Annotated in this window: 23 protein-coding genes; 12 read left to right on the top strand and 11 right to left on the bottom strand. The window is 54.6% G+C overall.

All coding sequences use genetic code 11. The features are described from left to right. Positions 1-56 precede the first annotated feature (56 nt). Both FDK21_RS14875 and FDK21_RS14870 read right to left on the bottom strand, forming a co-directional pair. Positions 57-533 (bottom strand): MarR family transcriptional regulator, encoded by a 477-nt coding sequence (locus tag FDK21_RS14875; RefSeq protein ID WP_114009990.1) that lies wholly within the window; start codon positions 531-533, stop codon positions 57-59. Between the two features lie 144 nt (positions 534-677). Beyond that, positions 678-1,091, bottom strand: a complete 414-nt coding sequence (locus FDK21_RS14870; RefSeq protein WP_138149443.1) for a DoxX family protein — start codon at positions 1,089-1,091, stop codon at positions 678-680. 215 nt (positions 1,092-1,306) lie between these two features. Here FDK21_RS14870 and FDK21_RS14865 point away from each other — a divergent pair, with 215 nt between their 5' ends. The 4 genes from FDK21_RS14865 to FDK21_RS14855 all read left to right on the top strand — a co-directional run bounded on the left by FDK21_RS14865 (position 1,307) and on the right by FDK21_RS14855 (position 4,339). Then, positions 1,307-2,206 carry a LysR family transcriptional regulator gene (locus tag FDK21_RS14865; protein WP_114009992.1) on the top strand — a complete coding sequence of 300 codons (900 nt, stop codon included), beginning with the start codon at positions 1,307-1,309 and terminating at the stop codon, positions 2,204-2,206. Between the two features lie 135 nt (positions 2,207-2,341). Beyond that, the gene (locus FDK21_RS20805; RefSeq protein WP_210238793.1) at positions 2,342-2,494 is read left to right on the top strand and encodes a hypothetical protein; all 153 of its coding nucleotides are present in this window, start codon (positions 2,342-2,344) and stop codon (positions 2,492-2,494) included. A 27-nt stretch (positions 2,495-2,521) separates the two neighbouring features. Further along, a complete protein-coding gene (ygiD, locus tag FDK21_RS14860; protein ID WP_138149441.1) occupies positions 2,522-3,346 on the top strand; it encodes a 4,5-DOPA dioxygenase extradiol in 825 nt (274 codons plus the stop codon). A gap of 24 nt (positions 3,347-3,370) precedes the next feature. Then, positions 3,371-4,339 (top strand): glutathione S-transferase C-terminal domain-containing protein, encoded by a 969-nt coding sequence (locus FDK21_RS14855; protein WP_138149439.1) that lies wholly within the window; start codon positions 3,371-3,373, stop codon positions 4,337-4,339. 26 nt (positions 4,340-4,365) lie between these two features. Here the strand turns inward: FDK21_RS14855 and FDK21_RS14850 are convergent, their stop codons facing one another. Beyond that, positions 4,366-5,334, bottom strand: coding sequence for a pyridoxamine 5'-phosphate oxidase family protein (locus FDK21_RS14850; RefSeq protein WP_210238792.1), 969 nt, complete (start codon positions 5,332-5,334; stop codon positions 4,366-4,368). A gap of 24 nt (positions 5,335-5,358) precedes the next feature. After that, positions 5,359-5,985: a glutathione S-transferase gene (locus FDK21_RS14845; protein ID WP_138149437.1), complete on the bottom strand. Its 627-nt coding sequence runs from the start codon at positions 5,983-5,985 to the stop codon at positions 5,359-5,361. Between the two features lie 151 nt (positions 5,986-6,136). Here FDK21_RS14845 and FDK21_RS14840 point away from each other — a divergent pair, with 151 nt between their 5' ends. Both FDK21_RS14840 and yghU read left to right on the top strand, forming a co-directional pair. Further along, positions 6,137-7,051, top strand: a complete 915-nt coding sequence (locus FDK21_RS14840) for a LysR family transcriptional regulator (RefSeq protein WP_114009997.1) — start codon at positions 6,137-6,139, stop codon at positions 7,049-7,051. 154 nt (positions 7,052-7,205) lie between these two features. Further along, positions 7,206-8,069 carry a glutathione-dependent disulfide-bond oxidoreductase gene (yghU, locus tag FDK21_RS14835; RefSeq protein WP_138149435.1) on the top strand — a complete coding sequence of 288 codons (864 nt, stop codon included), beginning with the start codon at positions 7,206-7,208 and terminating at the stop codon, positions 8,067-8,069. A gap of 73 nt (positions 8,070-8,142) precedes the next feature. Here yghU and adhE read toward each other — a convergent pair whose 3' ends face one another. Beyond that, complete coding sequence (gene adhE, locus FDK21_RS14830) at positions 8,143-10,839, bottom strand: bifunctional acetaldehyde-CoA/alcohol dehydrogenase (protein ID WP_138149433.1); 2,697 nt, start codon at positions 10,837-10,839, stop codon at positions 8,143-8,145. Positions 10,840-11,689: 850 nt separating this feature from the next. Here adhE and iolB point away from each other — a divergent pair. Continuing rightward, entirely contained in the window at positions 11,690-12,487 is a 798-nt protein-coding gene (iolB, locus tag FDK21_RS14825; RefSeq protein ID WP_138149431.1) for a 5-deoxy-glucuronate isomerase, read from the top strand. A gap of 83 nt (positions 12,488-12,570) precedes the next feature. Then, the gene (locus tag FDK21_RS14820; RefSeq protein ID WP_171022106.1) at positions 12,571-13,473 is read left to right on the top strand and encodes a DMT family transporter; all 903 of its coding nucleotides are present in this window, start codon (positions 12,571-12,573) and stop codon (positions 13,471-13,473) included. Between the two features lie 126 nt (positions 13,474-13,599). Here FDK21_RS14820 and FDK21_RS14815 read toward each other — a convergent pair whose 3' ends face one another. From FDK21_RS14815 to FDK21_RS14805, 3 genes are all read right to left on the bottom strand, one after another. Further along, positions 13,600-15,663 (bottom strand): bifunctional diguanylate cyclase/phosphodiesterase, encoded by a 2,064-nt coding sequence (locus tag FDK21_RS14815; RefSeq protein ID WP_171022105.1) that lies wholly within the window; start codon positions 15,661-15,663, stop codon positions 13,600-13,602. Positions 15,664-16,059: 396 nt separating this feature from the next. Further along, positions 16,060-16,593, bottom strand: a complete 534-nt coding sequence (locus FDK21_RS14810; protein ID WP_171022104.1) for a GNAT family N-acetyltransferase — start codon at positions 16,591-16,593, stop codon at positions 16,060-16,062. A gap of 23 nt (positions 16,594-16,616) precedes the next feature. Continuing rightward, positions 16,617-17,543, bottom strand: a complete 927-nt coding sequence (locus FDK21_RS14805; protein WP_171022103.1) for a LysR family transcriptional regulator — start codon at positions 17,541-17,543, stop codon at positions 16,617-16,619. Between the two features lie 146 nt (positions 17,544-17,689). On the opposite strand from FDK21_RS14805, the gene FDK21_RS14800 reads away from it, so the two are divergent. Both FDK21_RS14800 and FDK21_RS14795 read left to right on the top strand, forming a co-directional pair. Further along, complete coding sequence (locus tag FDK21_RS14800) at positions 17,690-18,277, top strand: flavodoxin family protein (protein ID WP_138149422.1); 588 nt, start codon at positions 17,690-17,692, stop codon at positions 18,275-18,277. A 206-nt stretch (positions 18,278-18,483) separates the two neighbouring features. Beyond that, positions 18,484-19,371 (top strand): DUF1499 domain-containing protein, encoded by an 888-nt coding sequence (locus FDK21_RS14795; RefSeq protein WP_171022102.1) that lies wholly within the window; start codon positions 18,484-18,486, stop codon positions 19,369-19,371. A 50-nt stretch (positions 19,372-19,421) separates the two neighbouring features. On the opposite strand, the gene FDK21_RS14790 is transcribed toward FDK21_RS14795, so the two are convergent. Further along, the gene (locus FDK21_RS14790) at positions 19,422-20,336 is read right to left on the bottom strand and encodes an MBL fold metallo-hydrolase (protein WP_138149418.1); all 915 of its coding nucleotides are present in this window, start codon (positions 20,334-20,336) and stop codon (positions 19,422-19,424) included. 472 nt (positions 20,337-20,808) lie between these two features. Between FDK21_RS14790 and FDK21_RS14785 the strand changes: the two genes are divergently transcribed. Continuing rightward, a complete protein-coding gene (locus tag FDK21_RS14785; protein ID WP_138149416.1) occupies positions 20,809-21,360 on the top strand; it encodes a PAS domain-containing protein in 552 nt (183 codons plus the stop codon). Positions 21,361-21,419: 59 nt separating this feature from the next. After that, complete coding sequence (locus FDK21_RS14780) at positions 21,420-22,580, top strand: HAMP domain-containing methyl-accepting chemotaxis protein (protein WP_138149414.1); 1,161 nt, start codon at positions 21,420-21,422, stop codon at positions 22,578-22,580. A 215-nt stretch (positions 22,581-22,795) separates the two neighbouring features. On the opposite strand, the gene FDK21_RS14775 is transcribed toward FDK21_RS14780, so the two are convergent. Both FDK21_RS14775 and FDK21_RS14770 read right to left on the bottom strand, forming a co-directional pair. Then, the gene (locus tag FDK21_RS14775; RefSeq protein ID WP_138149489.1) at positions 22,796-24,427 is read right to left on the bottom strand and encodes an alpha-D-glucose phosphate-specific phosphoglucomutase; all 1,632 of its coding nucleotides are present in this window, start codon (positions 24,425-24,427) and stop codon (positions 22,796-22,798) included. A 169-nt stretch (positions 24,428-24,596) separates the two neighbouring features. Beyond that, entirely contained in the window at positions 24,597-25,496 is a 900-nt protein-coding gene (locus FDK21_RS14770; RefSeq protein WP_114010010.1) for a DMT family transporter, read from the bottom strand. Positions 25,497-25,505 lie beyond the last annotated feature (9 nt).

Here is a 25,505-nt window from a genome sequence, read left to right as displayed (position 1 = left end):
TTTCATCTCCATTGTTTGATCAAGTTGTGGGAATGTTATTTGGCGCAGCTTCGCGATCAGGTCTCTGTTGAGGGGGCTGATGTCTTGTCGTTGCAACTGCGCAAATTCGTAACGATCTTGACGAGCAATTGTTTGGTGTTGACCAGCTCGTCCTTAGCGATCTCTGTCTCTGCATCGCGCAACACGGAGCGTGCGATTTCGGAGCATCGGGCGGCGAGTGCCTTGGCGTCTGGCGTGGCGATCAACACATGCTTGCGTCCATCGTCGGTGTCTTTTGTGCGTTGGACCCAGCCGCGCTTTTCAAGGCCGACAACAAGACGGCTGACGCTGGATTTTTCCAAATAGAGCGCTTCAGCCAATTCGGTTTGCGACAGGCCCTCCATATTGATCAGGACCAGAAGCGCACCCCATTGTTCGGCGGTCATGCGAATGCCCGCATGATGGAAGCGCGAAACCAACAGGTTGCTGAACAACCGGTTGGCAAGACCCGTGAGGTGGCCCAAAGATTTTTCAATGTCATACAGCTGGGTCATGAAAGTTGTATATGCAACTAAATTCCTGCTGTCAATCGGAATGACACGATTGTCGCAGTGGTTTCCCCGGAATCGACAAAGGGGCAGGTGTTCAACCTGTCCCTTTGTTTGACGATGATGGGTCGCAAGCAAGTACGGATTGACCTACTGAGCCCAGCGCTGCTGCAATGGCAGCTTGAGGGCAAAGGCGCCGCTGCCCAGAAAGACAATGGCAATCTGAACGGCGATCCAGAAGGCAGGATATTCCCAGCCACCGCCCTGACTGGCAAAGGAGAAGCCGTTGCCAGCATGCACAAATGTTGCGCCCAAAAGCGTCGGGATGAGCGCCAAAGCGGCGATCCGGGTGGCTGTGCCTGTGATCAGGGCGAGGCCACCGGCCAACTCGGCAAAGATGACGAGATAGGCAAACAGGGCGGGAAAGCCGAGGCTTTCGAAAAAACCGACAGTGCCGGGAATGGTGAAAACAAACACCTTGGTCAAACCATGGGAGAGGAACAGGGCACCAGAGGTGACCCGCAGGACAAAGGCGGCGAAGGGAGCGGTTTGGCTATCAATCATGGTCAGGGTCTTTCATAAAAGCTGTCGGGCGGAGTAGGGGCCACCACTTGGATTTGTGGGTATCGAAGGATGCGTCCCGTTCGGCGCTTGACTGTCTTGCGCTTCAGAGCGGGATGCCTTGGGATGGCGCCACTATGCCTCTTGACTAAATTCAATGAAATGGCGAAAAAGCGGAATGTCTATCCTTATTTTGTTCTTAATATAGGAGCCGCCCCATGGATCTCGTCGATTGCATGAAAGCCTTTGTTGCCACCGCGCAGACCGGATCCTTCACCGAAGCGGCCAACCGGCTGGGTATGTCGAACCGGCTGACATCGAAATATGTCGCAGAACTGGAAAGCCGCATAGGCACGCGCTTGTTGCAGCGAACCACCCGCAAGGTCGGTCTGACGCCGGCTGGGGAAGATTTGCTCGCACGTGCGCCTGCTCTACTGGATGAACTCGATGATCTCATCGGCTCGATGTCGGAACAGTCGAAAGGCTTTACGGGCTTGTTGCGTATTTCCGCACCCGTCACGTTTGGCGAGGTTTACATCCATGCCATGATCCGGCGGTTCGCGGCACAGCATCCCGCCTTGAAGATCGATCTGCGCCTCAGTGATGCCTATATCGATCTGGCCAAGGAGGGCATCGATCTTGCCTTTCGCATAGGGACGCCCAGTGTCTCGTCCCTCAAGGCCCGCAAGTTGGGCATGCTCGCCAGCCATCTGGTGGCATCGCCGGACTATGTTGCGCAATATGGAGCGCCCAGCCGACCGGAAGACCTTGTGGACCATCGCTGCATTGTCGATACCAATCGGCGCGATCCGTCCCGTTGGACGTTCATCAAAGCAGGGGAGACAAGCACGGTGCAAACCAACCGCCACTTCATGGTCAACAGCGCACGGGTGGCAAATGAATGGGCCATCGCCGGAGAAGGAGTTGCCTATTGTCCTGCTTTTGTGGTCGCCGATGCGATGGATAAGGGTGCTTTGGTGCCTTTGTTGCCGGACTATCAAATGGAAAGCCACCCGATCAGCGCGGTTTATCTGTCAGGCACTGTTCTGCCCCGCAAGGTCAGAGGCCTGATCGACTTTGCCCTTGCGGATATCCGCGACAAGGGGCTGCTGGAATAGCTTTTGATTAAGAATATTTCATGGATAGTTATTCTATATATACGCCATTTTGTTGACGAGTGTTAAGGCGCATAGTGGCTCCAGAAGAAAGGCAAGGGTTGGTTTGGCCGATCCTTTGAAGTTTGGAGCAAAGACATGAACAGCGCAAAAGATACCATGGTCGTCCTCGGGTCCAGAAGAGGGCCGATGCCAGCGAAGGTGATTGGCAGAGCCATTCTGTGCCTGCTGCGTGACGCCTCAACGCGCCCCTGTGCGTGGTCTGATTGCCTGTTTTCCTCCCGTGCCTGACAATTTCCGACAAGATTGGAGCCACTCATGAGTGCATCATATGCCCTTGAAAAACTCAAAGACCGCCTGACGCTGTCCGAACGTATGCCAGTGGTCTTTCTGGGTCATGGCAGCCCGATGAATGCCATAGAAGACACCCCCTATTCCCGCAGCTGGACCGATTTGGGCAAGAGCTTGCCCCAGCCTCAGGCGATTCTGGTGGTTTCGGCACACTGGATGACCCGAGGCCATACGCTGGTCGACATTTCCGCAATGCCCAAAACCATTCACGACTTTTATGGCTTCCCTCGACAACTCTATAACGAGACCTATCCTGCCAAGGGGGATCCGGAGTTGGCCCGCGAGGTGGTCTCCCTGCTTGCCAGCCATCATGCGCAAGAGGATGACCGCTGGGGCCTTGATCATGGGGCCTGGACGGTGCTGAAATTTCTGTTTCCAAATGCAGATGTGCCGGTCTTCCAGCTCTCCATCGATCTTGCCATGCCATTTGAAGAGCATCTCGAGGTGGGCAAGACCTTGGCCAGCCTGCGCGATCGTGGGGTGCTGATCCTTGGCTCAGGCAACATCGTACACAATCTTCATGCCCTGCGGATGGACGGCAAGGCACATGACTTTGCCCTCGCGTTTGACGCCCATTTTGAACAGCGTTTAACGGCTCGGGACATGGGGGCCTTGGCCGATCGCAAGGCCATGGGCAACCTGTTCAAGCTCGCCCATCCCTCGAGCGACCATTATATTCCGGCCCTGACGATTGCCGGGGCGGCAAGCGAGCAAGACACGCTCACCTATCTAACCGAAGACTTGGCAATGGGGGCTGTTTCCATGCGCTCCTTTATTTTCCACGGCGGCTAAGCCCCAAAGCAAAGGAACAGAACCATGCTTGTAAATGGCAAATGGACCAAGGACTGGCAGCCGGTCCAGAAATCGGACAAAGAAGGCCGCTTCATTCGGCAAGTCTCGTCCTTTCGCAATTGGATCACCCCGGACGGACGCCCCGGACCGACAGGGAATGGCGGCTTCAAGGCTGAAGCCGGACGCTATCGCCTCTATGTTGCGTTGATCTGCCCATGGGCTTCGCGCACACTGATTGCCCGCAAATTGAAAGGGCTCGAAGAGATGATTCCGGTGACGGTGGTCAATCCGGTGCTGTCCGATGAAGGATGGCAGTTCGGTGGTTATCCCGGTGTCGATGAAGACCCTCTTTTCAAGGCCACCTATCTGCATGAGATCTATAGTCGGGCGGATACCATTTTTACCGGTCGCGCAACCGTACCGTTCCTTTGGGACATGCAGCAAAATGTCATGGTCAACAATGAAAGCGCCGACATTCTGCGGATGTTTGATACGGCTTTCGATGCAATCATCCCGTCTGATTTGCGCCTTTATCCAGAAGCCTTGGGAGACGAGATCAATCGCCTCAATGTCGAGATTTATGACAAATTGAACAACGGGGTGTATCGCGCAGGCTTTGCCTCAAGCCAGCAAAGCTATGACGAAGCGGTTTCCGATGTCTTTGGCATTCTGGACAGGCTGGAAAGCCGCCTTGAAGGACAGGACTATCTCATTGGCAACCAGCTGACGGAAACAGATATCCGCACTTTCGTCACGCTCATTCGCTTCGATGCGGCCTATCATGGCATCTTCAAGACCAACCGCAGACAGATAAAGGATTATGCCAACCTGTCTGCCTATATGGAGCGCATCCTGCGTTTGCCCGGCGTGATCGAGACGGTGAATATGGATCATATCACCCGCGGCTATTACGCGATCAAGGCCCTTAATCCGCTGGGCATCAGACCAACCGGCCCAGCCCATATCGAGGCTTTGCTCGCGTCGGTGGCCTGATCAGACCCAACGCGAGCAAAGGTAAGTCAGGAAGCTGGCTCGCCTTGCCAGCTGCCAGTCTGATCGAGGGCTGGCCAGCGGTCGAGCAACTGCCCATGCCCGGGCAGTGCCTGCTCGACCAGCCAAACTTCATCCGGTATCACATCAATGATCCGCTCCGCCCCGGCAAAGGCCGATACCCTGTCTTGTGACCAATCCACCTTGCCGCGCCCGGTCAAAACCAGAGCAGCACCGGTTTCGAAGTTGGGCACGAACAAACCAACCCGTCCGTCCTCTTCGATGTTGCCGAGCGTATTGAAGAATTTGTTGCCGGAAAAATCCGGGAAAGACAGGCTTTCGTCGTCATTGATGCCAAGAAAACCCGGTTTGCCGCCACGATGGGACGCATCCACCCCGGCACGTGGGTCGCTGGTCAGCTCCTTTGACCGAGAGGCAATGAAGAAGGTGTCAGCTTGGCTGATCAGCGCTTTGGCGTCGGACGTCAGGCTATCGAGCTTCACAGCCATGGGCTTCAGATGATCCTGCTCCTGCCAATCAATCTCCCGCGTTTGGATATATTGCGGACAATTGCCAAAGCTCTGATCGACGGCCACCAGCAAGCCTTCATCGGATTCCAGCAAAGTGCCGTTCAGCCTGTTGCGCCGTCTGGTGGTCAGTTGCAGTCCGATGGCTCCAACCTTGGCCCCGGCCGACACGTCCAGTTTGAGAATGTCCGTCAAAGGCGGTTTGCCATCCACGACAAGACGATCGGCGCGTGGTGAGGTCAGAAAGCCGGGTGCCCCAAAGACCGGCACGCTCCAGACCCGCCCCGCTTGATCCGTCAATCCAATGAACAGCACTGGAAGGCTGGCAAAAAAGCGCCGATGCTGATCGGGCATGGCGGAGCGGATCGCCCGGCTCACCATGTCGACATAGTCTTCCGATACTGCGGCGCGCGCCTGAACAGCACGCTCACCGGCATGGAAAACAGAACGAGGCTCTTTGAAAATAGTCACGGGGTCGGGTCCTTACTTGAGAAATTATGCCAGCTTGGGCAGGGGAGAGGCTGCCATTGCCACGAAATGCGGCTGCTGCTCGATACGGTCAAGCCAGCTGCGAATATGCGAATAGGCGTCAAGACTGACCCCACCCTCGGGCGCATGGGCTATGTAGCTGTAACCCGCCACATCGGCAATGGAAATTGAATCGCTGGCGAGCCATTCGCGATCACTTAAATGTGCGTTCATGATCTCGAACAGGGCATGTGCCTTGCTGATCGCTCCCTGATGATCAATCGGAGCGCCGAACAGAGTGACCAGACGGGCCGCACAGGGGCCGGAAAAGATCTGATCGGCGGCAATCGTCAACCAACGCTGCACTTCTGCCGCTTGCTTTGGATCGCTTGGCAACCAGTTGGAGGTCGGTGCATAGGTCTGAACCAGATAAACAAGTATGGCGTTGGAATCCGACAGGGTAAAGCCATTGTCATCAATTGCCGGTACCTTGCCAAACGGGCTGAGTTTGAGGAAATCCGGCGCCTTGTGCGCCCCGTTGGCGAGGTCAACATCAATGGCCTCATAGGGCAGATCGAGAAGAGCCAACATCAGCTCAACGCGATGAGAGTGGCCGGATAGAGGATATCTGTAAAGCTTGATCGGTGTGGTCATGGGAGGATCCTGACGCGGTTTCTAGAAGACGGATTTGACGGGCTGGATGCGCTTGCATCGCTGTGACCACAAGATATATCTTCCATGCATTGATTATAATAATCGGCTTTTGCAATTGTTTGTTTCATAAAGTAATAGTAATTTGGCGATTATGGATCGCATACAAACGCTGGAAATCTTTGTCGCCGTGGCCAAAGCCGAGAGCTTTGTGGCTGGCGCACGTGCGCTTGGACTGAGTGCGCCTTCCGTCACCCGTGGCATCAATGCGCTGGAGGAACGGTTGGGTGTACGGCTTTTTACCCGGACCACACGCAAGGTGCGGCTGACCGAGGTCGGTGCCGCCTATCTGGCCGACACGCAAGCTGTCCTTGCCCAATTGCAGGCCGCCGATGATGCGGCCTCCGGTGCCGCTGTCAGGCCACAAGGTCATTTGCGGATCACCTGCCCGTCAGAATTTGGCCGTCTCCATATCATGCCGGTTGTCACGGCCTATCTCGACGCTCACCCCGATGTCACCGCTCAGGTGCTGGTGGTTGACCGGATCGTCAATATCATCGAGGAAGGGGTAGATGTGGCCCTGCGCATCGGCCATTTGCCCTCTTCGGGCCTGACCGCCATAAGGGTGGGGGAGGTGCGGATGGTCATTTGTGGTGCGCCGGACTATTTCGCCCGCTGGGGCCGTCCTGACAAGCCAGAAGATTTGTCTGAGCATCGGATCATTGCCACTGCAACCGACGGTCCGACCACCGAATGGCGGTTCGGTCCGAAAGAGACCCAAAGCGTCCGTCTCAACCCGACCCTGGAAGTGACCAGTGTCGCTGCCTCAATCAACGTCGCCCGCGAGGGCTGGGGGCTTTGTCGGGCCTTGTCCTATCAAGTCTCGGATGATATCCGTGCCGGGCGTCTGGAGCCTGTTCTGGAAGCTTACCGTGCGGATCCTGTGCCTGTACATCTGGTGCATGCAGGCGGCGGACGCACCAGCGTCAAGCTGCGCAGCTTTCTCGATTTTGCCCGTATTGCATTGAGATCGGAGGAAACCCAGAGGAAGCTCACCTTTGATCCTTAAATCTGCAACATGGCTCGCACAGAATTGATCGGCCTGTGTCAGATTTCCCTCAATCCCATCTTTATTTCACCGCACCACTTGCTACATAAATGCCAACAGCAAATGGCTGCACCGACGCCACAATCTGACGCTGAAGAGCGAAAAGGAAGCCGACATGACCGACAAGCACGACTATGTACCACCGAAAGTTTGGGTATGGGATCAGGAAAATGGCGGCGAATGGGCCAAGATCAATCGCCCGATTTCCGGTGCTACCCATGAAAAGGATCTGCCACAGGGCGCGCATCCGCTTCAGCTTTATTCCCTCGCCACGCCAAATGGCCAGAAAGTGACGATCATGCTTGAAGAGCTTCTGGCGCTTGGGGTCAAGGAAGCCGAATATGACGCATGGTTGATCAAGATCGGTGATGGCGAACAATTCTCCTCGGGCTTTGTCGATATCAATCCGAACTCGAAAATCCCGGCCCTGTTCGACAAAGATCGCGGCGTGCGGGTGTTTGAATCCGGTGCCATTCTGCTCTATCTGGCGGAAAAATTCGGCCACTTCCTGCCGACCGACATTGCCAAACGGACTGAGGTGATGAACTGGCTCTTCTGGCTGCAGGGCTCGGCGCCTTATCTCGGCGGCGGCTTTGGTCATTTCTACGCCTATGCGCCTTTCAAGTTCGAATATGCCATCGACCGCTTCACCATGGAGGCCAAGCGCCAGCTCGACGTACTGGACAAGGAACTGGCCAACCATCGCTATCTTGGTGGCGACGAATACACCATCGCCGACATGGCAACCTGGCCTTGGTATGGCAATCTGGCACTCGGCAATCAATATAATGCGGGCGAGTTCCTGCAGGTCGAAGACTATAAACATGTCCGCCGCTGGGCCAAGGAAATCTTGGCGCGTCCAGCGGTACAGCGCGGTCGGATCGTCAACCGAGTGAACGGCGATCTGAGCGAACAGCTGCATGAACGCCACGACGCCTCTGACTTTGAGTTGCGCACGCAGGACAAGCTCGAAGGCTGATAAAGGTCTTCTGAATAGACAAGCCGCCGATCCATCCGGACCGGCGGCTTTTTCATTTCAGCGACAAGAAGACTTAAGACGCTTTCTTCTTGCTCGCCGCCTTGATCGGCACCACCTGCTCGGCAACCGCCTCGACAGTCTCATCAGTCTCAAAAGTCTCGTGCTGCTCGTCATAGACTTCGCGATAGGCCCGGCCATAGAAGCTGTCGAGCAGCAGCTGTTTGAGCTCGGTGATCAGTGGGAAGCGCGGATTGGCCCCGGTGCATTGATCATCAAAGGCCCAGACAGCCAGCTCATCCACCTTGGCAAGGAAGTCCGCTTCGCTGACGCCAGCGGCCTGAATGGAGGATGGGATTTCCAGATCGCTCTTCAGCTCTTCGATCCAGCTGATCAGATTTTCCACCTTCTCATCATTGTCCTTGCCACCAAGGCCCAGATGATCGGCAATTTCGCCATAGCGGCACTTGGATTTCGGCCGGTCATATTGCGAGAAGGCCGTCTGCTTGGTTGGATTGTCGTTCGCATTATAGCGGATCACGTTCGAGATCAGCAGGGCATTCGACAAGCCATGTGGCAGATGGAAGGCCGCGCCGATTTTGTGCGCCATCGAGTGGCAGACACCCAGAAACGCATTGGCAAAGGCAATCCCGGCGATGGTGGCAGCATTATGCACCTTCTCGCGGGCGACCGGATTGCTGGCTCCTTCCTTATAGGCGGCTGGCAAGGATCCCCGCAGCATTTTCAGCGCCATCAGCCCCTGACCATCGGAGAACTCGTTGGCCATCACCGAGACATAGCTTTCGAGCGCATGGGTCACCGCATCGATGCCACCATAGGCCGTGAGCGATTTTGGCATATTCATCACCAGATTGGCGTCAACAATCGCCATATCCGGCGTCAGCTCATAATCAGCCAGCGGATATTTGATGCCGGTGCTGTCATCCGTCACCACGGCGAATGGCGTGGCTTCCGAGCCGGTGCCCGAGGTGGTCGGAATGGCCACAAAGCTCGCTTTCTCGCCCATTTTCGGGAAGGGATAGATCCGCTTGCGGATATCCATGAAGCGCAAGGCCAGATCCTTGAACTTGACCTCCGGGTGTTCATACAGAACCCAGATGATCTTGGCCGCATCCATCGGCGAGCCGCCGCCAAAGGCGATGATCACATCGGGATTGAAGGCAGCGGCCTTCTCAACCCCCTTGCGGACATCGGACAGGGTCGGATCAGCTTCCACATCGGCAAAGATGTCGACATCAATCCGGTGTGAGCGGAGCAGGGCGGTCACTTCATCCAAATAGCCATTGGAGAACAGGAACCGGTCGGTGACGATCAGCGCCCGTTGCTTGCCATTCAGATCTTTGAGGGCTTCTGGCAAACAGCCACGGCGGAAATAGATCGACTTCGGCACCTTGTGCCAGAGCATATTTTCTTCGCGCATGGCCACGATCTTTTTGTTCAGCAAATGCTTGGGACCGACATTCTCGGAAATTGAGTTGCCACCCCAAGAGCCGCAGCCAAGGGTCAGTGATGGTGCGACGCTGAAATTGTAAAGATCGCCGATGCCCCCTTGCGAGGATGGCATATTGACCAGAATCCGGCCGGTTTTCATCTTCTTGCCGAAATCCTCAATCCGGTCCTGACAGCGGTCCTGATCGGTATAAAGAACCGAGGTATGGCCAATCCCGCCCAGCGACACCAGCTCGGCGCAGGTTTCGGCCGCTGCTTCATAGTTCTTGCGGCGGTAAAGTGCCAAAGTTGGCGACAGCTTCTCATGGGCGAAATGCTCGTCTTCGACCCCGTCGACTTCGGCAATCAGCACTTTGGTGTCGAGTGGCACCTTGATCCCGGCCAGTTTGGCGATTTTCACCGCCGACTGTCCGACCACTTCATTGTTCAGGCGACCGTTGGGGAAGACCGTCTGGCGCACAGCCCCAGTTTCATTGCCCGAGAGCACATAGCCCCCATGTTGGGCAAAGCGTTCACGCACCTGATCGTAGATCGCGTCTACCACTACCACGGCCTGCTCGGAGGCGCAGATCATGCCACTGTCAAAGGTCTTCGACATCAGGATCGAAGCCACCGCACGCTTGATATCCGCATGCTCATCAATCAGCACCGGCGCATTGCCCGCGCCCACACCGATGGCTGGCTTGCCCGAAGAATAGGCCGCCTTCACCATGCCCGGTCCGCCCGTCGCCAGCACCAGACTGATGTCGGGGTGACGCATCAAGGCGTTGGACAGATCAAGGGTCGGCTCTTCGATGAAGCTGATAATATCCTTCGGCGCCCCTGCGGCAACGGCAGCATCAAGTACAATGCGTGCGGCTTCACAGGTCGCCTTCTTGGCGCGCGGATGCGGGCTGAGAATGATGCCATTGCGGGTCTTGAGTGAAATCAGCGCTTTGAAGATCGCTGTCGATGTCGGGTTGGTCGTCGGCACGATGCCGCAAATCACCCCCACCGGTTCGGCGATGGTCAGCGTGCCGCCCTCATTATCCTCCGAGATGACGCCGCAAGTCTTCTCGTCTTTGTATTTGTTGTAAATATATTCCGAGGCGAAATGGTTCTTGACCACCTTGTCCTCGACCACCCCCATGCCGGTTTCTTCAGACGCCATCATGGCCAGCGGAATGCGCGCCTCCGCTGCAGCAAAAGCGGCATAGCGGAAGATCCGATCGACTTGTTCCTGGGTGAAAGTGGCAAACTCAGCCTGCGCCTTGACGGTGCGGGCGACCAGAGCATCCAGCTCTTTGATTGTTGCAACTGCCATGGTTGCACTCCTGTAATTTGGACACAAAAACCCGTTCGGCGTCATCATCGATGATCCGTTGAATGCTTTTGTATCTGACCTGTGTCACGTGCCTCGGGTGAGGTGTCACGCGCTTCCCGAAAGCGTCGATCTTTGCTTGAAATCCCGCCAAAAGGTTGGAATTCCGCCTGTTTGCCAGACAGCGAAGACAGCACGGATCGCCTTTGTTCCAGAAGTCCTTTGCGGACAGAGGTAGCGATCGCCTTCAAGATGAGAAAATAGTAATGTTGCAAATTCCGTTGGGTCAATCTGCAAATATACGTGCATCATTACTTCAAAAGGCGAGGTTTATGTTGAAAAATGTGCTCGATATAGAGTGATAACCGGAAATTAGGGGTGGGATTTATTTAATTTTATTCTTGAAATAAGTTGCACTTATTAATTGCATATTCCGTGCCAACCTCTAATCATTCGCGAAGTGAAAATGCTGAAGGTTGAAATATTCTGCAATCGGTTTCGGTGGATATCTTTTGATGGTCAAACGGTGCAATAGGCAAACAAATTACGGAAATATGCCTGATATTGCGATTCGAATGGGCGTAGGCTGGCTGCCAAAATGCGTCAAATATCCGACTTGGACATGGTCTTTTTGATCAAAAAATTGCAACCGGTCACAAAAAATGAGGAAAAGCCCGACGAAGTATGATAAATCTGATGGCAGGACTGGGAGGTCTGATCGACAAATACTTCGATTGGGCATAGTTACGAAATAGGGATCGGTATGACTGGATGGCTCTTGGGCGCTGTGTTGCCGCCACGCCAAGCCACCGATTGATATATATGGGCAACACAAGGCAGGGAGAGGCTCCACATGGCAAATCTACTTCATCGCCCTCAGGCGACCCATGGCAAAGTGCAAGAAATCACCCCGGAATCCGCCGGATGGCGCTATGTTGGCTTCGACGTCCACAAACTGCATGCCGGGGAAGTGGCATCCGGTGAGACAGGCGATCAGGAAGTGATGCTGGTCATGGTGGAAGGCAAGGCCCAGTTTGATGCTGCCGGGCAGACCTGGGGCGAGCTCGGCGACCGGATGAATGTGTTCGAGAAGATCCCGCCACATTGCCTCTATATCCCCAATGGTGAAAGCTGGAAAGCGGTTGCGACCACCGACTGCACCATCGCTGTCTGCAAGGCTCCGGGCCTGTCCGGCCACAAGGCTCGCCATATCGGCCCTGCTGACATCAGTCTTGATGAGCGCGGCGAGGGCGCCAATAAGCGCTTCGTCAATGTCATCGCCATGGATGAGCAGGATTTCTGCGACAGCCTGCTGGTGACCGAAGTTTTCACTCCGGCAGGAAACTGGTCTTCCTATCCGTCCCATCGCCATGATGAAGACAATTACCCGGACATCACTTTCCTTGAGGAAACCTATTATCATCGCCTCAATCCGAGCAACGGCTTTGGCGTTCAGCGGGTCTATACTGATGATGCCTCGCTTGATGAAACGATGGCGGTGCATGATGGGGATGTGGTCTGCGTGCCTCGTGGCTACCATCCTTGCGGCACGCCCTACGGCATCGAAATGTATTATCTCAATGTGATGGCAGGTCCTTTGCGCAAATGGCGCTTCATAGCCGCCCCGGAAATGGAAGATTTGCTTGTCTAGGCAGGCAGTGGTTGCTATTGCTGTCGCATCTTTCACGAGCTCGGGACGATCTGTCCCGGGCTCGTCTTCACTTTGGAGATGCAATGAAAACCGCGCATATGGGCATATCCTCCGTCAATGCGACCCTGCTGCTGTTCCTCGCCTCCTTTCTGGCTGGTGCGGGCTGGATCTTTTCGATTCATGCTCTTGAGGGACTGCCTCCCTTACTCTTCATCGGCAGCCGCTTTTTTCTGGCAGGCGTCGCAGTTGCTGCCACGACAGGCCACCTGCGGTCCCTGATCGATCGGCGCTTCTTTTTTCAGATCCTGCCCGGTGCTCTGTTTTTTGCCCTGTCGATGATTTGCTGGACGCAAGGGTTGGCCCAGACCACCAGCCCCGGCGTGTCTGCCTTCATTTCCTCGACCAGCAATCTGATGGTGCCCTTTTTGGGGGTGATGCTGTTTGGTTGGGCCTTTTATCGCTCAACGGCAATTGCCATCGCCCTTGCTGCGATTGGTCTGGCGTGTCTTTTTCTGGGACCGGGAGCGCGGGTCGAGATGGCGCATCTCTATTTTACGGTTGCAGCTTTGCTCTTGGCCTTCGGACTTGCATTGGTCAAAAACAGGCTCAATAGCCTCAACGCCATGCAGACCACATCAGGCTTTCTGTTCTTTGCGGGCATCATCATCCTGTCCGCGGCTTTCCCAGTAGAAGGTCTGCCTGACCAGATGCCCGGTCTGGAAACATGGGGATGGTTTGCCGCCAGCCTCGTGCTGTGCACCTATGTCCGCTTTATCCTGCAATTTGCTGGGCAGCAAAGGGTCAGTCTTGCCAAGGCGGGCTTGATCATGAGCCTTGAGCCAGTCTGGGTGCTGGGCTTGAGCATTCTGGTGTTCGAAGAACGCCCCGGACTGGCCCAGGCAGCAGGCTGTGCCTTGGTAATGACCGCTATTCTCTATGAAAATCGTCAGGATCGCCGCCGCTCTGCCATTGGGGTTACTGGCTGACCGATCATTCGCATTTCCATGCTGGCTTGCCACTTTCTGGCGCACCAAACAGGGCAGATGAAAGGCGCGAGTAACGGGGGTGTAAGGGGAGATGTGCCCAACCGGATCAATGGCGGGTGTGTCGGATCAAGCCCAGGAGATTTCCAGATCGCCATTCTCACCAGCCACAGCCAACTGGATGAATTTGGGTGGGTCCTGCAGGATCTTCAAAAAGGCATCAAGCGGTTGCGGTTTTGAGAAGAGGTAGCCTTGATATTGGTTGCAATGATTGAGCTGCAGCCATTCCAACTGATCCATCGTCTCCACCCCTTCAGCAACGGCGGTGATGCCGACCAGCCGACAGAGGGACAGGATCATATTGACCACCGAGGTCTGATCTTCGATCATCTGAATGAAGGATCGGTCAACCTTGAGCACCGAGATTGGATATTGATGGATATAGGCAAGGTTCGAATATCCGGTGCCGAAATCATCAACGGCAATCGAGAAACCGGCCCGGCGCAGATCGAGCAGGGTTTGTTTGGCGTCGAAGCCTTCACCCACCAGCATGCTTTCGGTGATTTCGATTTCGATGCGGCTTGGAGGGCACTGGGTTTTGGCCAGATTGCTCTTCAGGCGCGAGACGAAATCGGGGCGCTCGAACTGTTTAGGCGAAATATTGATCGAAATTGGCAAATCGAAGCCTTCAGCGGCCATCCTGCGTTGATCGCGACCGGCCTGTGTCACAATCCAGTCGCCCACCTGATGGATCATGCCGGTTTCTTCAAGCGCTTCAATGAACATGCCCGGCGGAACGACGCCCTGCTCGGGATGATACCAGCGCATCAGGGCTTCGGCACCGAGGATTGTTTGCTTGAGACAATCGACCCGCGGCTGATAGTAAAGCCTGAACTCCCCTTCGCTCATGGCGCGGGTGAGGTCTTTCTCCAGCGTCTGCTTGAGGATCGCTGCCTGCTGTAAATCCTGACGGAAATAGCGATAGGTATCACGCCCGGCGTCCTTGGCCTCATAAAGAGCAAGGTCTGCATGGCGCATCAGCGTGGAAACATCGGATCCGTGCTCAGGGCATATGCTGATGCCGATGCTGGCGCGGCTGTGGACCATGTGGCCGCCGATCATGCATTCGGATGAAAGCTCCTTGAGCAAGTCAACGCAAACCGTTTCCAGCTCCGTCTTGGTTTCAAACGGCAAAAGGACGATGAATTCATCACCACCCAACCGCCCGATCGAGGCACGGGCGCCCACCAATCGGTCGAGAATCAAGGCGATGTGGACCAGCAATTGGTCGCCAGCCATATGGCCCATTGTGTCATTGATCGTCTTGAAGTTATCCAGATCGATCAGCAACATCGCCATCGGCTTGTTTTCGCGAATGCGCTTGCTCAGAATGCCCGGAAACTCGTTATTGACATAATTGCGGCTGTGCAGACCGGTCAGCATGTCATGATGGGCCATGAAGCTGATCCGTCGTTCCTGTTCCTTCAGGCCGGTAACATCGACCTCGGACAGGATGTAACTCGCTTCGCCAGTTTGCGCATCATTGCAGTTGCGTGCTGAAATCTCATGCCATCTGATCCCGTCCTGAACGGAAACTTCGCAGATTGCTGTGGCCTTGTTGTCATGCTCCAGTGCCTCAAGCAGGTGCGCATAGTCGGCCTTGTCCAGAAACCGGGCTTTGAGCGAAAGCTGATCATCGCCGTAAACATCGTGTGCATGCTTGTTTGCATAAATCGGCTCCCCATTCATTGAGAATAGGGTGATGCAAACAGGGATATTGTTCAGAGCCTTGACGCTGTGCAGTCGATCTGTGCTCCGGGCGGGCACTTCTCGCGCCGTGCAAAGGGCACCAACCCGGTGATCGGACAGGGTGTGTCGCCGAAGTTGAACTTCGTAGCGCTGTTCTTCATCGTCTGGATAGAGCGTCCAGAGCTCCTTGAAGGTGTTGGATTCGGTTGCGAAGATTTTCTGATAGCCGGAAAGCCGATCGACAAGTTGGGGGCCGAGATCCTTGCTGACATCACGCTGATAGAGTGCCTCAAGGCTCTCTGCCTGCCAAAGACGGCGGGCTGCATCATTCGCCCAGATGATCCGACATCTGTCGATATCAAAGACCCATATGGGAGCGCTTACAGCCATCACATCTGACAACGTAACAATGTCTCGCTCGCCTTGTGGGTGCTCGATTGGCATGAATCGCCCCATAAAATTTGCCTGTTAAGCCTATGATTGGATCCACGATCCTTCTCGGGCGGAACAGGTTCCTTCGCCTCATCCTTGCCTTTTTTTTGCTCATTGCTTTTTTGCTGCAACTTAAACAAAATTAGACAGACTGATGCTCAAACAGGTAAAGCATCAGCAGTAAATATTGATTTAATAAGAAAGTCCTTGATAACAAGTTAAAGTTGCGATTGCCGAAAACAAAGGGGAAATGGATCAGTTATTGGTCAATAATCAAATATTGAAATAGGGAGAAATACGTACTCAACTTTGACAATTTGAATGGATGGAGCCGATTTACCAGATTTTGGTTGCGACTGACGAATTTACACTTTGATTAAGATGTTGAAATCGCAGAAACCTGCCATTTTACCAGTTTCCCATTGTATCGATGTCATTCCAGACAATGATGTCAACATTGACAGGATTGCCGAAAATTTCCTCTTTCTGCCGTTTTAAAGGGTTACCACCAAGTCGCAGATAAAAGTCTCGTGCTCTGACATTTTCAGTGATGACAGACAGTGCGACCGTTCGTTTCTTTCGCAATAAAAGCTGTTTAAAAGCAGCTGCCATCAAAGTTTTTCCAATGCCTTTGCCAGTTTCCGTAGGGTCACAATGCAGATTGTCGATGAACGGGTTCGGGCGACACCAGACCGCAATGAACCCCACCATCCGCTCCTCATCCTGCGTGTCGAATGCAACCAGCAATAGATCTTCCGGTCTGATGCGACACCGGTCCCAGTAGGCTCTGACATCCTGTTCCGCCCTGTCTCTGAGATAGCTCGGCGGCAGAAATGATTTGTAGGCATCCCGCCAACTGGCCAACTGAAGGTTGGCAATCGCGGCAAGGTCCGATCGTCTGGCAGCGCGAATGAAGGGGGCTGACCCACATGCGTTATTCATGGGGACTGGATCCTCATGTTGGCTTATTGAGATGGGCTTTGTAGATCCGCAGGCAATGTCCGGGCCACAGACTTGACCAGATCGCGGAACCATTTGTGCCGAGGTGAATGGCGGTTGCGGACATGCCACACCATGTAGAAGTCGATTGGATCCAGCGGTACGGGTGTTTTGACCCAGGCGAAATCACGAAAGATCGAGTTGGCCATCCGCGACGGTGCTGTGGCCAGCATGTTGGAGCCGCGGACAAGCGTTGCTGCGGCCGAGAAATTTGGCCCCAGATAGGAAACCTTGCGGCTGAGGCCACGAGCCTTGAGATAGCGGTCGATATGGGTGTCTTCGTCATGACCAAGGCACAGAATGGCATGGTCTGCTTCCAGAAACTGCTCCAGAGTGTCAGGTGCATCTCGCACAGACGCATCATAGTAGGTGATCTGATGATCCGTGCAGATTTTCGAAATCACCAAATCCGCCGCGTCCTGCGGTGGATAGGGGCACAGCTCCAGATCCACCAAGCCATTGCATTGGGAGGAGGTCTGCGTCACATGCCGCTGATGAGTCCGCAGGCTGCTGTTTGGGGCTTCCTGTATCAGCCGTTTGAAAATTTCCGGCACCAACAAGTCATGCTCAAAATCGTTGCATATGATCGAGAAACGGTCCTTGGACTGGGCCGGATTGAAATCACTCTGGCTGTACAGGTCCTCAATCCCCTGCAAAACCTGATCAATGCCGTCCATCATTGCTTCGACACGCTCGGTCGGCACCATTGATCGCCCGACCTTGATGAAAAGCGGATCGCCGAGCAATCCGCGCAGCCGATCAAGCGAGTGACTGACAGAAGATTGCGTGACGCCTAGAAGGCGTGCCGTCTCTGTTACGGATCGCAACTCATAAATCTGCCGCAACATATAGAGCGAACGGCCGTCGAGGGATAAGTGATCGATATTCTTCATAATAGACATTACTCTAATGCATTTGAGTTCATGAGATCAATGAATATTTTCTTGACTATCAGCGGGCAGTCAGGACGTGCCAGACGATCATGGTGACCCGCCTCAAATTTTACTTTCCTCCCAAGTGAGCAATGAAGGAAAATATCATGTCTGATCATCGCGAAGTCTCTGTCATTCTCGTCTATCACAGTGGCTATGGCCACACTGAAGCCATCGCCAAATCAGTAGCCAAAGGGGTAGCCGACGTCGAGGGCGTATCCATCGAACTGATCAAGGCAGACGACGAAAACAAGGATTGGGACAAGTTGGCCGCCGCCGACGCCATCATCTTTGGCAGCCCGACCTATATGGGCTCCGTGTCGGCCCAGTTCAAAGGCTTCATGGATGAAAGCTCCAAAGTCTGGTTCGCTCATGGCTGGAAAGGCAAGGTCGCAGCCGGCTTCACCGTTTCTGCCTCGCAATCCGGCGATAAGCTCAATTCTCTCATTCAGATGTCTGTCTTTGCGGCCCAGCATGGCATGATCTGGATCCCCACCGGCATGATGCCCGGCAACAACACCTCCGAAGCAAGCCAGGAAGATCTCAACCGTATCGGCTCCTATCTCGGCATGATGGCGCAGGCCAACGCCGATCAGGGGGCAGATGTGGCGCCCCCGGCAACCGATCATCGCACTGCCGTGCATTTTGGTGCGCATGTTGCCCAGAGCGCCAAGCGTTGGGTTGCCGGGGCCTGATCCATCTGATGGATCCCCTCCAAGACACGCGAAGCAGAAGGTCATCGGCCTTCTGCTTTTTTTGTGCCTCTTCTGCCTAACGGCAATTGAGATTGTGCGCAATCGGCTCTAAGCTGCACGCCAGTTGACGGTGCGTCGTCAACGGCCAGATGCAAGGCCTATGGCCTGAATGGGACTGGCGAAACGAAGGCGACGAGAGCGGATTGATGTCGGGGAAATACAAGTTCAAGTCCTCCCGAATGGCGGTTTGGGCGCTGTGGTTGGCACGGTTGACCATACCCGTTGCGATCATCTCGTTCCTGCTGATGCGGTTTGGCGGGATGCATCCTTCCATCGCAGTCTATTGCTTTGGAGCTGCCATCGCTCTGTCTTTTCTGTCAATTCTCGCCAGTTTGGTAGCCTTTCCTGCCATCTGGTTTGAAGGCTATCGGGGTGGTCAGCGGCTGTGGGGAACCTTCTTGCGCAGCCTTATCATCATCCTTCCTGCCCTGACTCTGGCCTATTTCTACTTTTCCCGCCCGGCCTTTTCCGACTTGTCGACCAATCCGGTTGAGCCACCAGAATTCAGCGCGGCCTGGACCTATCGCCATGATTCGGACAATTCCCTTGATGTTGGCAGTCTCGAAGTGCGCGAAAAACAGGCTTTGGCCTATCCGGACCTTGAAAGCCTTTACATCGATCATTCCAGCGAGCTGGTCTATCTGGTGGTGGAAGACGAGTTGAAGAAGGCGAAATGGGACATCATCCGGCAAACCGACCAGCGCGACAGCATTGATGGGGCGCTGTTTGAGGCTCATACCCGTTCCCTTGTCACCGGCTTGCACTATGTGATGGCAATCCGCCTCATTCCTGATAGCGAGTTTGCCACCATCGTCGATATGCGCTCCGCCTCGCTTTGGGGGCCGCACGATCTTGGCCTCAATGCTCGCCGCATTCAGGGCTTCTTTGCCTCTGTGCAGGAGCGGTTGGAACAAGGTGTGCAGCATTTCGAGTTGCAGCTGGAGGAAATCAAGCGACAGCGTCGGTTGGAGCAGGGGCCATTGCCTCGGCCAAAACCCAAACGTCGTCCTGATGCAACGGTGCGCACTGGCTGATCACCGACAACAGCGTTGGAGACTGAGGCAGCAGTGGGAAGGATCCGGGGCTAACCGATCAGTTTGAATCGGGCCCTTAGCGAGGGGACCGCATCAAGGCAGCGCACGCGACCCCGTTCGACCAGATATTCCATTTGGGCAAACATGGACAGACTTGCCGCCCCATGCAGGGATGGATCCGTATCCTTGTAGACCGTCGCGACCATGGCAGGGATCGTCTCATCTCCCGCATGCAGCCGATCGATCAGAGCCTGTTCACGAGCAAGCCTGTGCTCTTTCAGTCCCACCAGAAACGGAGCGGGATCGTGCAACACGCCCCCATGGCCGGGCCAGTAGACCGCATCATTCCGGCCCATCAGTTTTTCCAGGCTATCCATGAACTCGGCCATCGACCCATCCGGTGGGGCAACGATGGAAGTTGACCATGCCATCACATGGTCAGCGGAAAACATCCCCGATCCATCGGTGAATGCAAAGGAGAGATGATTGGTCGTATGGCCCGGCGTATGAAGCACTTCAAGGCTCCAGTCCTTGCCGTTGATGCGATCGCCATCCCCGACCCGATGATCAATCTGTAGGTCCAGATCCGCCGAGGCATCAAGCGGGTTCATCTCCCCCAGATGCAGCGCACGGGCCGGTCGGTGCGGACCTTCCGCATAGATTGGTGCACCACAATGCCGTTGCAACAGAGCGGCTCCGGGCGAATGGTCCACATGAGTATGGCTGATCAATATATGGCTGATGGTTTCCCCTTCGGTTGCCCGCAACAGAGCCTTGATATGGGCTTCATCTGCTGGACCGGGATCGAGAATGGCAACGTCTCCCTCGCCAATGATGTAACTGTTGGTGCCCAGATAAGTGAAGGGACCGGGATTGTTGCAAGTCACCCGACGCACACCGGAAGACAGCTTTATGGCCTGTCCATAGTCTGGGGTGAAATCTCTGTTGAAGTGCAAGGGTGCCATGCAGCCGTCTCGTTCTGTCAAAGGGACTGGGGGAAGGTTCTCATCCGGTATGCCCCAAACGGCGCATGCAGATCCATAGGATTCTCGACTAGCGGGTAAAAAGTCAGGCTTACACACCTGTAATGTACGTATCGGTACGAAATATGAAGGGGCGAAAAGTTTGTATTTTTGGTAATAGGGTGATCTACTTATTGCAAGTATGGAAAATAGGTGTGCAAAACGATTTATTTTATCTAAGGTTGCTTACAATAAATAAATTATTGAAAATAAACGATAAAAATTTTCAACTCGGGTCAAGCAGTTCCACCGGAAGACGTGATTTATGTGCGTTGCACCGTGGTAAATCCGCTTATGTTTAGAGTTTAAAACTCTTTTAACCGCCGTGGTTAAAGCTGGTGATAGAGCTATAGCTACACTCGAAGCAACCGGACCGGGACGCCCGTGGATGGGATTGAAGTGGGGAAAATAAGGAATGGCAGTTGAGACCTTTCTAAGCGGCAATGAACGGTATTTCGGTGATGATGACATCATTGTCAGCAAGACCGACCTCAAGGGTCGTCTGACCTATGCAAACAAGATTTTTCTGGACATTTCTGGCTATCAGGAAAAGGAAGTCCTTGGCCAGCCGCACAGCTTGATCAGGCATCCGGAGATGCCTCGCTGCATTTTCAAGCTGCTCTGGAGTACGCTCGAGCAGGGCAAGGAAATTTTCGCCTATGTCAACAATCGTTCCAAGAATGGCGACAATTACTGGGTCTATGCGCATGTGACGCCAAGTTGGGACAAATCGGGCAAGATTGTCGGTTATCATTCGAACCGCCGCGTACCGGATCGGGACATTCTCGATCAACATATCATTCCACTTTACAAGGACCTTGTGGCCAAGGAAAAGTCGACCGCAAATCGCAAGGACGGGATGCATCTGGCCGAGACAATGTTGAATGATCTTCTGGTTGAGAAGCAGGTCGCCTATGACGAGTTCATTGCAACAGTAGGGCAAAGAAGGCGGCGCGGGTATCGCTGATGTTTGACGTGAAATTGGTATTGATATCGGTGTGACCGAACCAGATTTGGAATGATCCCATGGTTTTCTCGAACAAAAACTCTTCTATCAAACGGGCAACTGAAGTTTGCAAGGCGGTTGCCGACGGCGATTTCGAAGCCCGAATTCTAAACATTACCGATAAAGGTGAAACGGGTGAGCTGATGCATGCCATCAATTTGCTCATCGACCGAACAGACGCCTATATCCGAGAATCCAAGGCTTGTCTGGACTATGTGTCCCGCAACCAGCATTTCCGGCTCATTGCGGAAAAAGGCATGGTTGGCAACTTCAAGCTGGCAGCGGAAAGCATCAATCGGGCAACCTACAAGATCAAGCAACGCCACGATGCCTTCTCCGAAATGGGGACGAAGTTCGAAACCAATCTCGATCAGATCACCACTGACATGAAAGAGATGATCGCCGAGCTGAAAACCTCGTCCGGCAAGGTCTCCAACGCATCCCATGGCGCGCAGGAACAGGCGGTCATCGTCGCCGCTGGTGCAGAAGAGGCCTCTGCCAACATGCAGTCCGTTGCTGCCGCCGTCGAGGAGTTGAGCGCTTCAATCTCCGAGATCAACCGTCAGGTTGTCAAGAGTTCCAGCATTGCGAAAACGTCGGTCGACAAATCCCATGATATGAGTGGTGAGATTTCCGGCCTTGCCTCCGCGTCCCAGCAAATCGGTGAAGTGGTTTCTCTGATTTCCGATATCGCGGCCCAGACCAACCTGCTCGCACTCAACGCCACCATTGAGGCTGCAAGGGCCGGAGATGCCGGCAAGGGCTTCGCCATTGTGGCGCAGGAAGTGAAGAATCTGTCGGCCCAGACGGCCAGCGCAACGGAAGAAATCTCCAATCAGATCGAGGGATTGCAAGGGGCAACGGGGCGCGCAGTGCGGGCAAATGATGAAATTTCAGCGACCATCGAAAAGGTCAGTGAGATTTCCACGGCCATCGCCGCTGCTGTCGAGGAGCAGAGCGCTGCGACACAGGAAATCGCCACCAGCGTCGAAGAAGCTGCCTGTGGCACCAAGGATGTCACCCGCGGTATCAATGAAGTGAATGATGCGACCGCCGTCACCGAACGCACCGCCGGTGAAGTGCTGGGTGTTTCTGATCGTCTTGTGCAGCAGGAAGACAATCTTGACGTCTTGCGCAAGGAGCTGGTCGAGTTCCTCGTCGAGGTTCGCAAGGTCGGATGACCGATGAAGGAACCTCAATGCAAGAGAAAGAAAGGAAACTTCAAGGATCTGTCATCCCCCATGACAGTCTTGGAATGCGCCAAGGGTAAGAATAATCTTCCTTCGGCGTGGTCAGCCGGTCCCCCAAACATGCTGACCTAAAGAGAAAGCGGCGCTGTCAATCCGGCGCCGCTTTTTACTTTTCACTGCTCATCTGTCAGAAAAGAGCAGGCCGATCAGGTGATCACGTCAGGCTTTTTGCGCCCGATATGCTGTTCCAGTTGGGTCAGCTCCAGCATGGATTTGACCACGGGATAAAGAGCCACTTGCGTGTCCAGATCCAACTCTCCGGTCGGTGGCACGTAGCGCTCCAGATAAACGCGCAGGGTCGCTCCTTGCGTACCGGTGCCCGAGAGGCGGAACACCACACGTACCCCGCCCGAGAACCAGACCCGCAGGCCCTGACCGGCGCTGATGGAACCATCGACTGGGTCCTCGTAGGAAAACTCGTCGGCCTTCTCGACAGACTTGTCGGCAAAGACCTGGCCCGGCAGTTCGCTCAGTCGATCACGCAAGGACTGCATCAGATCTTCAGCGACCTTGCTGTCGATATCTTCATAATCATACCGGGAATAATAATCGCGGCCATAATGTGCCCAGTGGGATTCGAGAACAGTCTTTACCGGTTCTCGGCGCTCGGCCAAAATATTCAGCCACAGCAGAACCGCCCATAGACCGTCTTTCTCCCGCACATGGTCCGAGCCGGTCCCCGCGCTTTCCTCGCCACAGATGGTCACTTTGCCATCATCGAGCAGGTTGCCGAAAAACTTCCAACCGGTCGGGGTCTCGTAGCAGCCGATTTTCTTCTTGAGCGCCACACGATCACTGGCCGCGCTGGTCGGCATCGAGCGGGCGATTCCGGCGATGCCTTTGCAATAGGCCGGGGCCAGATGGGCATTGTCGGCCAATACGGCAAGGCTGTCCGAAGGGGTGACATAGATGCCGTGACCTAGAATCATGTTCCGGTCGCCATCCCCGTCGGAGGCAGCGCCTAGGCATGGTGCCTGATCGGACATCATCAAATCATAAAGAGGTTTGGCCCAGACCGGGTTCGGATCCGGATGACCGCCACCGAAATCTTCACTTGGCGACCCATTGACAACCGTGCCTTTCGGCGCGCCGAGCGTGTCTTCCAAAATGGATTTGGCATAAGGTCCCGTGACCGCATGCATGGCATCAAACACCATGGAAAAGCCACCGGCAAACAGGTTGCGGATGGCAACAAAGTCAAACAGGGAGGCCATCAACTCCTTGTAGTCGGCGACCGGATCGACCACCGAGACTTCCATATCGCCCAACATGCTCGTGCCGACTGTGGCAAGATCAATCATCGGTGCGTTGGCCATTTTGTAGCTGGAGATCAGCAATGTCTCTTTGAAAATCGCTTCGGTCACGGCTTCTGGTGCAGGTCCACCATTGGCGACGTTGTATTTCACCCCGAAGTCGGCCTTGATCCCACCGGGATTGTGGCTGGCTGACAGAATGAAGCCACCATTGGTCTGGTTTTTGCGAATGAGATGTGAGGCTGCTGGCGTCGACAGAATACCATTTTGGCCGACAATCACCTTCTTGGCGCCATTGGCTGCCGCCATCTTGAGAATGGTCTGAATGGCCTTGCGGTTGAAGTAGCGCCCATCGCCGCCCACGACGAACGACTTGCCTTCACCTCCCCCGATCGCGTTAAACACCGATTGGATGAAGTTTTCGAGGTAGCCCGGCTCCATGAATATGCGTGTCTTCTTGCGAAGACCGGACGTTCCAGGCTTTTGCCCTGCTATCGTTTCGCAGGGAATATTCTCCACGATCATCATGATCCCTCCAGCTCGAAGATGGGGCCGACAATTGGTCCTATTTCAACCTATGGGCATATATGAGCAACAAATGGAAGAGGGGCGCTACATTTTCTGCTAAATAGACGCAATTTTGAGAATTTTATGTGATCAACCGGGGTAAAAGTTCGGAGTTTTCTATTGCAAACTAGGCCTTTATACGAGCTTTACGGCTATTGAGAAATATGCCTGCCGCGATGCAGGCAATGCCCAACAAATGATAGCTTTCCAGCCGTTCTCCCAAAAAGACAAAAGCCAGAATCGCAACCCATCCGGGCATCAGATGGATGGCTGGCCCCGCCTTGGAAGGGCCAATCAGGCTCACCGCCTTATTGTAGCAGACATAGGCCAGAAGCGAGGCAATGAGTGTGATGTAACCGACTGTCAGGAATGCGGTCGTTGAAACGGGCATCGCCTTGTAGGTGAATGTCTCCCAGAGATAGGGGCCCAGCAATAGCATCGACCCGGCACCGGTGATCACAGTCAGCATGACCAGGGGATCCAGATCGGCAGGGCGCTTTTTGACCGCGATGGAATAGAAAGCCCAGATGATCGCTGCACACAGCATGAAGATATCGCCGATGGCGAACTGTACCTCTCGCAGCGTCTGCAGGTCCCCGTCGGTGATGACAATCGCAACACCGATGAAGGAGATCGCAATGCCGGCAATCTGAGCCAGCCCTAGACGGTCCTTTAGAAACAGCACCGACAGCAAGGCCATGAAGGCCGGGCAGGTCGCCAGAATTAGCGTCACATTGATGGCAGACGTGGTGTGAAGAGAGACATATTGCAATGGATTGAAGGTTCCGATGCCTGTCGCCGCCATCACCAGCAAAAGCTTCCACTCGCGCTTCAGGATCGGCAAAGATGCCTTGAGACGCGGAGCAGTGAAGAAGAGAAGGATGAGGCAGCACAGGCTCCAGCGCCAGAATGTCATGCCCAATGGCGGCAGGTCACTGCGCACGGCGCGACCTATGACAATATTGCCACTCCAGCTCAGAGTGGCAATGGCAAGAAGACCATAGGCAAGAAGAGAATTGTTTCGCATGGGAGGCTC

The sequence above is a fragment of the Cohaesibacter sp. CAU 1516 genome (assembly GCF_005771485.1).
GTDB classification, from domain to species: Bacteria; Pseudomonadota; Alphaproteobacteria; order Rhizobiales; family Cohaesibacteraceae; genus Cohaesibacter; species Cohaesibacter intestini.
This window is presented reverse-complemented; position numbering and strand designations above follow the sequence as displayed.

What these genes read in the sequence shown, in the direction of transcription:
- FDK21_RS14800 (WP_138149422.1), top strand. Translation starts at nt 17,690, where the DNA reads ATGTCTGATCATCGCGAAGTCTCTGTCATTCTCGTCTATCACAGTGGC.
- FDK21_RS14785 (WP_138149416.1), top strand. Translation starts at nt 20,809, where the DNA reads ATGGCAGTTGAGACCTTTCTAAGCGGCAATGAACGGTATTTCGGTGAT.
- FDK21_RS14840 (WP_114009997.1), top strand. Translation starts at nt 6,137, where the DNA reads ATGGATCGCATACAAACGCTGGAAATCTTTGTCGCCGTGGCCAAAGCC.
- FDK21_RS14855 (WP_138149439.1), top strand. Translation starts at nt 3,371, where the DNA reads ATGCTTGTAAATGGCAAATGGACCAAGGACTGGCAGCCGGTCCAGAAA.
- FDK21_RS14805 (WP_171022103.1), bottom strand. Translation starts at nt 17,543, where the DNA reads ATGAAGAATATCGATCACTTATCCCTCGACGGCCGTTCGCTCTATATG.
- FDK21_RS14810 (WP_171022104.1), bottom strand. Translation starts at nt 16,593, where the DNA reads ATGAATAACGCATGTGGGTCAGCCCCCTTCATTCGCGCTGCCAGACGA.
- iolB (WP_138149431.1), top strand. Translation starts at nt 11,690, where the DNA reads ATGGCAAATCTACTTCATCGCCCTCAGGCGACCCATGGCAAAGTGCAA.
- FDK21_RS14845 (WP_138149437.1), bottom strand. Translation starts at nt 5,985, where the DNA reads ATGACCACACCGATCAAGCTTTACAGATATCCTCTATCCGGCCACTCT.
- FDK21_RS14865 (WP_114009992.1), top strand. Translation starts at nt 1,307, where the DNA reads ATGGATCTCGTCGATTGCATGAAAGCCTTTGTTGCCACCGCGCAGACC.
- FDK21_RS14820 (WP_171022106.1), top strand. Translation starts at nt 12,571, where the DNA reads ATGAAAACCGCGCATATGGGCATATCCTCCGTCAATGCGACCCTGCTG.
- FDK21_RS14875 (WP_114009990.1), bottom strand. Translation starts at nt 533, where the DNA reads ATGACCCAGCTGTATGACATTGAAAAATCTTTGGGCCACCTCACGGGT.
- adhE (WP_138149433.1), bottom strand. Translation starts at nt 10,839, where the DNA reads ATGGCAGTTGCAACAATCAAAGAGCTGGATGCTCTGGTCGCCCGCACC.
- yghU (WP_138149435.1), top strand. Translation starts at nt 7,206, where the DNA reads ATGACCGACAAGCACGACTATGTACCACCGAAAGTTTGGGTATGGGAT.
- FDK21_RS14795 (WP_171022102.1), top strand. Translation starts at nt 18,484, where the DNA reads ATGTCGGGGAAATACAAGTTCAAGTCCTCCCGAATGGCGGTTTGGGCG.
- FDK21_RS14775 (WP_138149489.1), bottom strand. Translation starts at nt 24,427, where the DNA reads ATGATCGTGGAGAATATTCCCTGCGAAACGATAGCAGGGCAAAAGCCT.
- FDK21_RS14870 (WP_138149443.1), bottom strand. Translation starts at nt 1,091, where the DNA reads ATGATTGATAGCCAAACCGCTCCCTTCGCCGCCTTTGTCCTGCGGGTC.
- ygiD (WP_138149441.1), top strand. Translation starts at nt 2,522, where the DNA reads ATGAGTGCATCATATGCCCTTGAAAAACTCAAAGACCGCCTGACGCTG.
- FDK21_RS14815 (WP_171022105.1), bottom strand. Translation starts at nt 15,663, where the DNA reads ATGCCAATCGAGCACCCACAAGGCGAGCGAGACATTGTTACGTTGTCA.
- FDK21_RS14770 (WP_114010010.1), bottom strand. Translation starts at nt 25,496, where the DNA reads ATGCGAAACAATTCTCTTCTTGCCTATGGTCTTCTTGCCATTGCCACT.
- FDK21_RS14780 (WP_138149414.1), top strand. Translation starts at nt 21,420, where the DNA reads ATGGTTTTCTCGAACAAAAACTCTTCTATCAAACGGGCAACTGAAGTT.
- FDK21_RS14790 (WP_138149418.1), bottom strand. Translation starts at nt 20,336, where the DNA reads ATGGCACCCTTGCACTTCAACAGAGATTTCACCCCAGACTATGGACAG.
- FDK21_RS20805 (WP_210238793.1), top strand. Translation starts at nt 2,342, where the DNA reads ATGAACAGCGCAAAAGATACCATGGTCGTCCTCGGGTCCAGAAGAGGG.